Consider the following 10745-nt stretch of genomic DNA (forward strand, 5'->3'; position numbering starts at 1 on the left):
CGGGAGCAAGCTCCCTCGCCACAAGGGGTCCGGTGTAAACCTTGAAGGCTACTGACCCTGGCTTTCTTCGCTGGTCTCTTCAGGCAACCCATCCACATCCGCCATTGCGCGCTCGAGCAGCTCCGCAGGCAGGCTCTTGCTCGCCCGGGCGCCCAGCAGCTTCAGTTGTTCGCTACGGCTGACCAGGTTGCCGCGCCCTTCCGTCAGCTTGTTGCGTGCAGCGGCGTAGGCTTTGTCCAACTGCTGCAAGCGGCTGCCGATTTCATCCAGGTCTTGGATGAACAGGACGAACTTGTCATACAGCCACCCCGCACGCTCGGCGATTTCCCGGGCGTTCTGACTCTGGCGTTCCTGCTTCCACAGGCTGTCGATCACCCGCAAGGTCGCCAACAGCGTAGTCGGGCTGACGATGACGATGTTGCGATCGAAGGCTTCCTGGAACAGATTAGGCTCGGCTTGCAGGGCCGCGGAAAATGCCGCTTCGATCGGCACGAACAGCAACACGAAATCCAGGCTGTGCAAACCGTCCAGGCGCTTGTAGTCCTTGCCGGCCAAGCCTTTGACATGGGCCCGCAACGACACCACGTGTTGTTTGAGGGCGAGTTGGCCAATGGCATTGTCCTCCGCTGCCACGTATTGCTGGTAAGCCGTCAGGCTGACTTTTGAATCGACAACGACTTGCTTGTCGCCAGGCAAGTAAATCAACACGTCTGGCTGGAAACGCTCACCATCCGGGCCTTTGAGGCTGACTTGGGTCTGGTATTCGCGGCCCTTCTCCAGGCCGGCGTGTTCCAGGACACGCTCCAAAATCAATTCGCCCCAGTTGCCCTGGGTTTTCTGGCCCTTGAGCGCCCGGGTGAGGTTGGTGGCTTCATCGCTCAGGCGCAGGTTCAGTTGTTGCAGCCGCTCCAGCTCCTTGCCCAGGGAGAATCGCTCCCGCGCCTCGGCCTGGTAGCTTTCTTCGACACGCTTTTCGAAGGACTGGATGCGCTCCTTCAATGGATCGAGCAATTGCCCGAGGCGCTGCTGGCTGGTTTCGGCGAAACGCTGTTCGCGCTCATCGAAGATTTTCCCTGCCAACTCGGCAAACTGGGCCCGCAGCTCATCTCGCGAACCTTGCAGGTCATCCAGGCGCTGCTGATGGCTTTCCTGCTGTTCACGCAATTCAGCATGCAACGAGGCCGCCTGGGCATCGAGGCGCCGCAGTTCCGCTTCTTTATTGGCGCGCTCCAGGTTCCAGGCATGGGCCGCGTCCCTGGCGTTGTCGCGCTCGATCTGCAGCAACTCGACCTCGCGACACGCGGCCGCGAGTTCAGCTTGCTTGGCGGCGTTGGCCTGGCTCAGGTCACTGATTTCATCGCGGCTGGCATCGAGCTGGGCGTTCAACCCATCGTGGGCCATGTGGGCGGTGGCGAGGCGTTCTTCCAGCAGCGCCAGTTCGGTCTGTGCCGTACTGGCCTGGCGTTGCAGGTGCCAGGCCAATGCCAACAGCGGCACCGCTGCGCCTGCCAGGCCTAGCAACAGGCTGGTCAAATCCATCGCCATGACAATTCCCGCGCAAGAAATAAAGCCCGAAGGTTAACCAAGCAACCCGGCGTTGCCCAGCTCAGTCTTTGATTTCATCCAGTGCCTGGCGGGCGCGGTGATCACCGGCCCGTGCGGCTTGGCGCAGCAAGTCCTGGCCGATGCGGCGGTCTCGGGCGTTGCCACATTCGCGGCACATCAACTGGCCGAGGCGACTCTGCGCAGCCACCACGCCTTCACGGGCCGGTTGCTTGAGCAGGCGGCCGGCCAAGTGCTTGACGCCAGGACGTTCGCCCAGGCGCGGGCTGTCCAGCAGCCACTCGGCGACGCGCATCGATATGCGTTTGGGTGGGGTAACACCGGAGGGTATGGAGGTAACAGGATTTGATACGGAGCGAAACTTCATAACGCACTACGGGACAGATCGGAAGGCGCGCCACTCTACTCCTTTTTTTGTACGGGTAAAGTCGAAAAAATCCAGCACGCCCGTCCTAGAGCAAGCGCGCGGGACAATCCACAGAAGCTGTGGATAACTCAGTGGACAACCCACCTTGAACCCGCCGCAAGCCCTGTGGAACGGGGCCTGCGCTCAAACTGACGATTTTTTCACCAGAAAAAAAAAGCGATGTTTTTCATTGACTTAAATTTTGGATACAGGCACCTACCCCTGAATGTTTCAACGTGACAGTTAGGTGACAACTGGGTGCGCCGGTGTGTACAAGTAACATCCGAACGGTTATATCGCCGCGCTTTTTTGGCTCACCAGGGCTTGCATCCTGTGGACAAATCTGATCAATGAAGGCAAACCGCCACCTGCCGGTCGTCGGCGGGACTGTTTCTTTTTTGACCAACGCCCTTCCCTTCACCGATTCGATCCGTTAGTATCCGCGGCGTTAGTACCAAGCTGAAAGTCAATTCCGGGTCGGAAACATCTCCGCGGTCAGCCATCCCCCAAGGGACGCCTCACCGAAAAAAGAGACCGCCCCCCTCGATGGTTTCCAGGTAACCCTTGCGCCAACACGCTTTTCGCACGAATGCGAGGTGTGATGCCAGGCTCATTACTCTGACCGAACCAACCTGCAAAATTGATCAGGATCCTCACCCTGGGCCCAGAACCTTTGCCCTTGCCGTGTTGCCTGCCCTCCTAAGTACCTACCTGCCAGCCCAAGCGCGCCCTTTATCTAGCGCTCAAACTGGCTGCTTTGTTCCAGTCGGGTTCTTCGTTCGACCAATGGTGGTCGACGTTACTGGAACGTTTTAACGCTGCACGGTTCTTAACCGTGTCATTTGCAGGAACACCCATAACATGTCTAATCAAATCCAGACACAGGATGCCATTCGCACCCTAACCAACGCTTTTGCTCCAATGAACTGCCTGATCATGGCCGCTCGCAAAGGCTGCTTCAGCTTCACGCTGGTCAACGAACACGGTATCGCTCGTCACAGCGAACGCTTGTATCCCGACCAGTACTCCAGCGAAGAACCGCTGCAGGCCGTGATCGAGCGTACCCGCCAGGCATTGGTTGCCTGAAACGCCGAAACGCTGAAACCCAAAGGCCCCGCCCAGAAAGCGGGGCTTTTTATTGCCCGGCGTTTTTCGATAAAGCGCAGCGGCTTAAGTACGTATCGCTATAACAGTCATAACCGTTCGGCGAACATGGTTTAAAAACAGGCCTTTACAGCGCAGATATGACACTACACTTCAACTCGAGCGGCATGATCCGCTTCGGCGGAGCCTGAACCGATCCACCCGCTGCCAAGCCCCACCTTCAGGCTTCGCCCATTTTCCCGATCCGAGGGTTTTATGGGTATCGCTGCCAGCGAACTGTGTCGATATGTGATCCGCCCGACGCTTCTTTACCTGGGGAGCCACAGCACCACGGCGGAAGCGTTGTTGCTAGGGATTGCAGCCAGCCAGTCGGGCTTGGGCGCCGCCTTGCATGACCGTCGTGGACACGGCTTGTACCGTATCACCGAACCTCGCCACCGAGCCCTTTGGGACGATTACCTCGCACGAGACCCGGAACGGGCCAGCCTGGTGCGCGGCTTGGCGAGCCAGCATGCCTTCCTGAGTAGCCCTCATCTGGAACTCACCGTCAACCTGCGCTACGCCACGGCCATCGCCTGGTTGTTGGTTGAAGAACACGCCACCCCGCTTCCCAACGCCAATGATCTTCTGGGCATGGCCCGGATCTGGCGCCAGGTATTCCACCCTCCAGGCCGCCTAAGGGACTTTACCTGCGCCTGGCAAAATTGTGTTTCACCTGTGAATCAGGTCGCCTGCTGAATGGAAAAATGGAAACTTCCTACAAATGTCATGAATTTGGTCGGATTGTCCTACAAAACCCCTCTAAAACAAGCGATACAAGCTATAGCGCTTGCACGAAAATGTTGGTAATTTTCGCCTCGGTGATCACCTGGAGTTCTAACAATGAAAAAAATGATGCTCAAAACCACCCTTGGCCTTGCCGTGACCTTGGCATCCACCCAACTCTTCGCCAGTGGCTTTGCCTTGAACGAACAAAGCATCAGTGGCATGGGAACTGGCTTCGCGGGTCGTTCTTCTTCTGCCGATGATGCAAGCACCGTGTTCGGCAACCCTGCCGGCATGTCGCGCCTCAAGCGCCAACAAGTCACTGGTGGCGTTGCAGCCATCGACGCGTCTACTGATATAAACGATGCCAGCGGCACCCAGTCCGGTACCAACAAAGGCGACATGGTTCCCCTTACTGGCGTTCCGATGGGCTACTACGTCAAGCCAATCGATGATCAATGGGCATTCGGCCTGGGCGTCTACGCCCCCTTCGGCCTGGTCACCGATTATGAAAGCAGCTTCCAGGGCCGTAACTTCGGCAGCAAAAGCGTCGTCAAGGTCGTAACCTTCCAGCCAACTGTCAGCTATGCCTTCAATGACAAGGTATCGATCGGTTTCGGCCCGACCATCAACCGGATTTCTGGCTCGTTGGAGTCGGCGCTGAACTTGCCGTTCCCAGGTGTTCCCGAAGGCAACGTGAAGATCAAAGGCGACGACATTGGCTACGGCTACAACATTGGTGTCTTGGTCCAGCCAACCGATACCACCCGCGTCGGCCTGACTTATCACTCGAAGGTCAAGTACAAGCTTGAAGGCCACACCGAGGTGAACCCGGGAGCCGGTACGCCTGCTCCTGTATTGAGCGCCGAAAAGTACGACGCCTCGCTGGATATCACGACGCCTGAGTCTGTGGACTTTTCCGTTACTCAGCAGATCAATGATGCTTGGACGGTTTATGCCGGCAGCACCTGGACTCGCTGGAGCCGCCTGAAAGACATCACTGTCAACAACGATGTAGGCGCAGGAGGTGGTGGCTTCAACCCAGCGCTCTTCGGCACCATCACCGAAGAACAAAACTGGCACGACACCTGGGCCTACGCCATCGGTACCTCCTACCAGCTGAACAAACAGTGGGTACTGCGTACCGGCCTGTCCTTTGACCAGTCGCCAACCAACAACACCGACCGTTCGCCTCGCATTCCTACCGGCGACCGGACCATCTTCAGCCTGGGTGCCGGCTGGAGCCCAACCGAAGACCTGACCATCGACGTGGCCTATTCCTACCTCAAGGAAGAAAAAGTCAACGTCAACAGGACCAACGCCTTGGGTCAGTCCTATAACGCTGAATACGAAAACAGCGCCAACGGCTTCGGTGTCGGTGCCACCTATCGCTTCTGATTATTCACGGCGAGGTTGAACACCTCCCCCGCTGAAGCGAAAAAAAGCCCCGCATTCTGCAAAGAGCGCGGGGCTTTTTCGTAGCTGAGGATCAGGGTTTGGAAGCGATGGCCGCCTCTACCGCCTTGATGAAATCAGGATCATCAGGCTTGATTCGGCTGGAGAAACTGCCGACAACCTTGCCCTGGCGATCAACGACGTATTTATAGAAATTCCATTTCGGCGCGCTGGATTGCTCAGCCAGATGCTTGAACAACGGTATGGCGTCCGCGCCTCGCACCGGTTGCGGCTCGGTCATGGTGAAGGTCACGCCATAATTGACGTAGCAGACCTTGGCGGTTTCCGCACCATCCTTGGACTCCTGCTTGAAATCATTGGACGGCACGCCCAGCACTTCCAGCCCTTCGCTTTTGTAACGCTGGTTCAGGGCTTCGAGCCCTTTGAACTGTGGCGCGAACCCACAGAAGCTGGCGGTGTTGACCACCACCAACGGCTTGCCGGCGAAGCGCTGGCAAAGATCGATGGTTTCCTTGGCCCGCAATTTGGGTAATTTGCCTTCCAGCAACGGCGGGCAATCAGCCGCCCCTACTTGCCCGGCCACAGCGAGCAACAGGGCAGGAACAGCAAGCCAGCGCATCAGCATGTCGGATTTTCCTTGTAAGCGTGTCAGACCAAGACGTTACTCCGCCATGCCCGGCGCCGTCCACACATCAGCAATTGCCCATGCCCAGTTGCATCAAGGCCAACCCGCCCTGGTGCCAGCCCCACCAGGCGAATGCCAGCAGCAGAGCGGCGCCGACCACGATCAACCATGGGCCGACGCGACTCATGCCGCACCGACCTGGGCTTGCAGGCGCGCCACCGGGCGCTCACGCACCGGCCAGTTCAACGCTGCCGCCAGCAGGCTGAGCAGGATCGAGACTTGCCAGATCAAGTCATAACTGCCGGTCCGGTCGTACACCACCCCGCCCAGCCAGCCGCCCAGGAACGAACCCAACTGGTGGAACAGGAACACGATCCCACCCAGCATCGAGAGATTTCGTACACCGAACAACGTGGCGACCGTTCCGTTGGTCAGCGGCACCGTCGACAACCACAGCAAACCCATCGCCATGCCGAACAGATAGGCCGTGGTGGTCGTTACGGGCAGCCACAGGAACAAGCCGATCACCACCGCACGCACCAGATACAGACCAGTGAGCAGGCGCGGCTTGGACATGCGCCCGCCCAGCCAGCCGGCGGTGTAGGTGCCGAAGATATTGAATAGCCCGACCAGCGCCAACACGGTGGTGCCAACGCTGGCAGGCAGGTGTTGGTCCACCAGATAGGCCGGCAGATGCACGCCGATGAACACCACCTGGAAACCGCAGACAAAAAAGCCGACCGCCAGCAACCAGAAACCGGAATGACTGCACGCCTCGCGCAGCGCCTCGGACAAGGTCTGTTCGTTGCCGCTCAGTGGCGCCGGCGCATCCTTGAGCATACTGACCAAGGGCACGATCAATGCCACCAGCAATCCCAGCGCCAGCAACGCGGCGGACCAGCCGAGCCAGCCGATCAGGCCCAGCGTGCCGGGCAGCATGGCGAATTGACCGAAAGAGCCGGCCGCGCTGGCGATGCCCATGCCCATGCTGCGTTTTTCCGGAGGGACGGCCCGCCCGACCACGCCAAGAATCACCGAGAACGAAGTGCCGGACAGGCCGATGCCGATCAACAGGCCGGCGCTCAACGACAGCGACCAGGGCGAGTCGGCCATGCCCATGAAGACCAGGCCAAGCGCGTAGAGAACGCCACCGATCAACACCACTTTCGCCGCACCGAAGCGGTCGGCCAGTGCGCCAGTAAAAGGCTGCGCCAGGCCCCAGATCAGGTTCTGCAAGGCAATGGCGAAGGCAAACACCTCGCGCCCCCAGCCGAATTCGGCGCTCATCGGCGCCAGGAACAGCCCGAAGCCATGCCGCACGCCCAGGGACAACGCCAATATCAGCGCGCTACCCACCAGGACCCAACCACAGGTACGCCACATCGATGTCATTCTTATTCTCCGGTCGCGGGTATATACCCACTTATCATCGGACGAACCGGCATTACGCCAGCTCATCCAGCAAGGCCAGCAAGGTGGCGCGTTTTTCGGCACCGAGCTTATCGATCAATTTCTGTTGCGCCGCTTCCCAGGCCGGCAGCGCCGCCGCCAACCGGGCATTTCCCGCCTCGGTGAGCACGACGATGCGGTTGCGCAAATCGTCGCCCTCAGCCAGCTTCACCAACCCCTCGCCCTCCAGCACCCGCAGGTTGCGCCCGAGGGTGCTGCGGTCCAGGCCCATGGCCTCGGCCAGGGAGGAAATGCTCGGCTGGTCCAGGCGCGCCAGGTTATTGAGCAGAGAATACTGGGCAACGTTGATCCCGAAGCCATCGAGAGCGCCGTCGTAATACCTGCTGACGCCACGGGCGGCGCGACGCAGGTTGATGCACAGACATTGGGAAGGAAGCATGATGCGTGTATATACCCGCGACTAAATGAATGCAAATTTAAATCAGCGCTGGCCCATCGGCAACGTGCCGATTCAGCTAAAGACCAACGCCACCAGAACGGCCATTTCCAGCAGTTCCAGCAAGGCGCCCGCGGTGTCGCCGGTGCAGCCCTGCAACCTGCGCAACATCATCTGCCGCAAGCCAATGAAGACCATTGCGGCGACCACCAGCGTCCACAGCCCTGCCCAGCCCATCGCCAGAACGCAAACCAGGGCGCTGGCCAACAGCACCTGCCAACCCGAGCGGCGCGGCAGGTGATCGGCCAGCGCCTGGCCCAAGCCACCGGCACGCACATACGGCGTGGTGAGGAACAAACCCAGCAAGGCGCCACGCCCCAACATTGGCACGATGAGCAACGCCAGCGCAGGACCTTGCTCGATCAGCGCCACCAGTGCGGTCCATTTGAGCAGCAACACCAGCACCAATGTGACCACGGCGATCGGCCCGCTGCGCGGGTCCTTCATGATCAGCAGCGTGCGTTCGCGATCGCCGAAGCCGCCGAGCCAGGCGTCGGCGCTGTCGGCCAGGCCGTCCAGGTGCAAACCGCCGCTGAGCAGCACCCACGCCGCCAGGAGCAGCGCGGCATGCAGCAACGCGGGCGCGCCCGACAACAGCGCATCGAGCAGGCACAGCAGCCCCCCGAACAACAGCCCCACCACGGGATAGAACAACAACGAACGACCCAATTGTTCAGGCTCGGGCATGCCTGGCAGGCGAACCGGCAAGCTGCTGAGAAATTGCAGGGCGATCCAAAACGGCAACATCGTCAAACCGCCTCTTCGAGCACGGGACCGGACGACACGGTCAGGGAAAACAACGCACCATGGCCGACTTCGACATTCAGCAATTGCTCGCGAGGCAAGCCGCGAGCCTGGGCCAGCAGCAAGCGCATCACACCGCCATGACTGACCAGCAGGACGCGCTGCCCGGCATACGCCAAGTACAGACGTTCGACCGCCGCCAGGACCCGCGTCGAAAACACCAGCACCGGCTCACCGTCGGGCGGGGTAAAGGCATAAGGATTGGCCCAGAAGCGACCGAGGGCGTCGGCGTCGGTTTCCATCAACGCCGCCGCGCTGCGGCCTTCCCAGGCACCGAAATGCAACTCCTGCAGGTCGTTGTCCGCATGCACCGGCACACCCAGCCGGGCGCCGAGTTGGTCAGCGAAACGTGCGCAGCGCTGCAACGGCGAGCACACCAGGCGATCCCAGGGTCCGCCTTGCGCCACCGCCGCGTGCATCTGCGCCCAGCCCGTGGCCGTCAAGGCGTCGTCGAGGCTGCCGCGCAACCCGCCGCCCAGTTCGGTTTCGCCGTGACGCAGCAGGTCCAGGCGCAAGGTCATGCCGGGCGATCCGCCACGGCCGCTTCGGCAAACGTCGCCATTTGCCCGTGAAGGTCGCAGGCCAGGCGCAACAACGGCACCGCCAGCGCCGCGCCACTGCCCTCGCCCAAGCGCAAGCCCAAGTCCAGCAACGGTTCGGCGCCGAGGGTTTCCAATACGTGCTTGTGGCCTGGTTCAGCGCCGCGATGACCGAACAGCAGCCATGGTCGGCATTCGGGATTGAGCCGCACCGCCACCAGCGCTGCAACGCTGCAGATAAACCCATCCACCAGCACGGCGATGCCCTGCTGGGCGCAGGCCAGATAAGCACCGGTCAATGCCGCGATCTCAAAACCGCCAAGGTTGAACAGGGTCTGCAACGGGTCGTTGCCTTGGGCGCCATGCAGCGCCAGGGCGCGCTCGATCACTTGCGCCTTGCGGCTGACACCCGCCGCATCCAACCCTGTCCCCGGCCCGACCAGATGCGCCGCCGGGCAATCGAGCAAGGCGCAGGCCAGCGCACTGGCCGCCGTGGTATTGCCGATGCCCATCTCGCCGCCAATGAATAATTGCGTCCCGCTCGCCACGGCACGCATCACGCTGTCACGCCCGGCTTGCAAGGCCTGTTCGCCTTGATCCAGGGTCATCGCCGGCCCTTGGACGAAGTTCGCGGTGCCCGGGCCAAGGTGCAAATGACGCACGCCAGGCAAGTCCAGCGAAGGTGTCACGGTGCCCAGGTCCACCACGTCCAGCGAAGCCTCCAGTTGCCGTGCGAGCACGCTGATGGCCGCGCCGCCGCTGACGAAATTGAGCAACATTTGCCCGGTGACTTCCTGGGGAAAAGCCGAGACCCCTTCGGCCACGACCCCATGGTCGCCGGCAAAAATGGCGATCCAGAGCCGATCCAGGCTCGGCTTGAGCTGCCCTTGCAGGCCCGCCAGTTGCACCGCCACCGATTCCAGGCGGCCGAGGGAGCCAGCCGGTTTGGTCAGTTGTTGCTGACGGGCCGCGGCCTGCTCCAGCGCCAGGGTGTCAACGGGCTTGCACGGATCCAGCCACCAGCGGTGATTCATAACGCAGTTCCTTTAAGAGTCAGGGGCAAGCCGGCAACGGTCAGCACGACGCGCTGACTACATTCGGCCAGGGCTTGATGCAGCCATCCGGCTTCATCGACGTAACGACGGGTCAGTTCGCCCAGCGGCACGACGCCCATGCCGGTCTCGTTGCTGACGAATATGACTTCGCCGGGCAGCATGCTGATGCAGTCCAGCAGCGCTTCACGCTCGGCGATCAACCGTTCGGGATCGTCGAGCATCAGCAGGTTGGTCAGCCACAGGGTGAGGCAGTCCACCAGCAGGCATCGTTCGGTCGCGGCGTTTTCCCGCAGCGCCTGCGCCAGCGCCAACGGTTCCTCCACCAACGCCCATTCGGACGGACGACGGGCGCGGTGCTGGGCGACACGCTGGTTCATCTCACCGTCGAGGGGTTGGCTGGTGGCGATGTAGGTCACCGGCAAGTGTGTGCCGGCCGCGAGTTTTTCGGCCAGGCGACTCTTGCCGGAGCGGGCGCCGCCCAAGATCAATTGAAGCATGTTCGTACCCTTTCAAATGAGGCGGTGTGAGTGCCGGCCTCTTCGCGAGCAGGCTCGCTCCCACA

12 protein-coding genes are annotated in these 10745 nt (G+C 60.9%); 3 read left to right on the forward strand and 9 right to left on the reverse strand.

The window, feature by feature from the left end; all coding sequences use genetic code 11:
• Positions 1 to 48: 48 nt before the first annotated feature.
• Positions 49 to 1431 (reverse strand): DNA recombination protein RmuC, encoded by a 1383-nt coding sequence (gene rmuC, locus OC610_RS13280; RefSeq protein WP_264428250.1) that lies wholly within the window; start codon positions 1429 to 1431, stop codon positions 49 to 51.
• 175 nt (positions 1432 to 1606) lie between these two features.
• Positions 1607 to 1930 carry an SEL1-like repeat protein gene (locus OC610_RS13285; protein WP_264428241.1) on the reverse strand — a complete coding sequence of 108 codons (324 nt, stop codon included), beginning with the start codon at positions 1928 to 1930 and terminating at the stop codon, positions 1607 to 1609.
• A gap of 900 nt (positions 1931 to 2830) precedes the next feature.
• Here OC610_RS13285 and OC610_RS13290 point away from each other — a divergent pair.
• The 3 genes from OC610_RS13290 to OC610_RS13300 all read left to right on the forward strand — a co-directional run bounded on the left by OC610_RS13290 (position 2831) and on the right by OC610_RS13300 (position 5236).
• Positions 2831 to 3055: a hypothetical protein gene (locus OC610_RS13290; RefSeq protein ID WP_264428242.1), complete on the forward strand. Its 225-nt coding sequence runs from the start codon at positions 2831 to 2833 to the stop codon at positions 3053 to 3055.
• A 273-nt stretch (positions 3056 to 3328) separates the two neighbouring features.
• Positions 3329 to 3811, forward strand: coding sequence for a hypothetical protein (locus OC610_RS13295; RefSeq protein WP_264428243.1), 483 nt, complete (start codon positions 3329 to 3331; stop codon positions 3809 to 3811).
• A gap of 144 nt (positions 3812 to 3955) precedes the next feature.
• Entirely contained in the window at positions 3956 to 5236 is a 1281-nt protein-coding gene (locus OC610_RS13300; protein WP_264428244.1) for an OmpP1/FadL family transporter, read from the forward strand.
• Positions 5237 to 5327: 91 nt separating this feature from the next.
• Here OC610_RS13300 and OC610_RS13305 read toward each other — a convergent pair whose 3' ends face one another.
• The 7 genes from OC610_RS13305 to cobU form a co-directional block, all read right to left on the reverse strand.
• Positions 5328 to 5879: a glutathione peroxidase gene (locus OC610_RS13305; RefSeq protein WP_264428245.1), complete on the reverse strand. Its 552-nt coding sequence runs from the start codon at positions 5877 to 5879 to the stop codon at positions 5328 to 5330.
• Positions 5880 to 6062: 183 nt separating this feature from the next.
• Positions 6063 to 7271, reverse strand: a complete 1209-nt coding sequence (locus OC610_RS13310; protein WP_249875766.1) for an MFS transporter — start codon at positions 7269 to 7271, stop codon at positions 6063 to 6065.
• A gap of 52 nt (positions 7272 to 7323) precedes the next feature.
• Complete coding sequence (locus OC610_RS13315) at positions 7324 to 7728, reverse strand: MarR family winged helix-turn-helix transcriptional regulator (RefSeq protein WP_030142382.1); 405 nt, start codon at positions 7726 to 7728, stop codon at positions 7324 to 7326.
• A gap of 72 nt (positions 7729 to 7800) precedes the next feature.
• Entirely contained in the window at positions 7801 to 8532 is a 732-nt protein-coding gene (locus OC610_RS13320; protein ID WP_264428246.1) for an adenosylcobinamide-GDP ribazoletransferase, read from the reverse strand.
• A 2-nt stretch (positions 8533 to 8534) separates the two neighbouring features.
• Positions 8535 to 9110 (reverse strand): alpha-ribazole phosphatase family protein, encoded by a 576-nt coding sequence (gene cobC, locus OC610_RS13325; protein WP_264428247.1) that lies wholly within the window; start codon positions 9108 to 9110, stop codon positions 8535 to 8537.
• Positions 9107 to 10162 (reverse strand): nicotinate-nucleotide--dimethylbenzimidazole phosphoribosyltransferase, encoded by a 1056-nt coding sequence (gene cobT / locus OC610_RS13330; RefSeq protein WP_264428248.1) that lies wholly within the window; start codon positions 10160 to 10162, stop codon positions 9107 to 9109. The genes cobC and cobT overlap by 4 nt, the downstream gene beginning before the upstream one ends.
• A complete protein-coding gene (gene cobU, locus OC610_RS13335) occupies positions 10159 to 10680 on the reverse strand; it encodes a bifunctional adenosylcobinamide kinase/adenosylcobinamide-phosphate guanylyltransferase (protein ID WP_264428249.1) in 522 nt (173 codons plus the stop codon). The genes cobT and cobU overlap by 4 nt, the downstream gene beginning before the upstream one ends.
• Between the last annotated feature and the right edge of the window lie 65 nt (positions 10681 to 10745).

Origin of the sequence: Pseudomonas agronomica (assembly GCF_025917275.1) — a bacterium.
Classification (GTDB): Bacteria; Pseudomonadota; Gammaproteobacteria; order Pseudomonadales; family Pseudomonadaceae; genus Aquipseudomonas; species Aquipseudomonas agronomica.

Bases quoted from the DNA above. Each gene is read 5' to 3' on its own strand.
- OC610_RS13285 (WP_264428241.1), bottom strand. From the start codon at position 1,930: ATGAAGTTTCGCTCCGTATCAAATCCTGTTACCTCCATACCCTCCGGT.
- OC610_RS13290 (WP_264428242.1), top strand. From the start codon at position 2,831: ATGTCTAATCAAATCCAGACACAGGATGCCATTCGCACCCTAACCAAC.
- OC610_RS13295 (WP_264428243.1), top strand. From the start codon at position 3,329: ATGGGTATCGCTGCCAGCGAACTGTGTCGATATGTGATCCGCCCGACG.
- OC610_RS13300 (WP_264428244.1), top strand. From the start codon at position 3,956: ATGAAAAAAATGATGCTCAAAACCACCCTTGGCCTTGCCGTGACCTTG.
- OC610_RS13305 (WP_264428245.1), bottom strand. From the start codon at position 5,879: ATGCTGATGCGCTGGCTTGCTGTTCCTGCCCTGTTGCTCGCTGTGGCC.
- OC610_RS13310 (WP_249875766.1), bottom strand. From the start codon at position 7,271: ATGACATCGATGTGGCGTACCTGTGGTTGGGTCCTGGTGGGTAGCGCG.
- OC610_RS13315 (WP_030142382.1), bottom strand. From the start codon at position 7,728: ATGCTTCCTTCCCAATGTCTGTGCATCAACCTGCGTCGCGCCGCCCGT.
- OC610_RS13320 (WP_264428246.1), bottom strand. From the start codon at position 8,532: ATGTTGCCGTTTTGGATCGCCCTGCAATTTCTCAGCAGCTTGCCGGTT.
- cobC (WP_264428247.1), bottom strand. From the start codon at position 9,110: ATGACCTTGCGCCTGGACCTGCTGCGTCACGGCGAAACCGAACTGGGC.
- cobT (WP_264428248.1), bottom strand. From the start codon at position 10,162: ATGAATCACCGCTGGTGGCTGGATCCGTGCAAGCCCGTTGACACCCTG.
- cobU (WP_264428249.1), bottom strand. From the start codon at position 10,680: ATGCTTCAATTGATCTTGGGCGGCGCCCGCTCCGGCAAGAGTCGCCTG.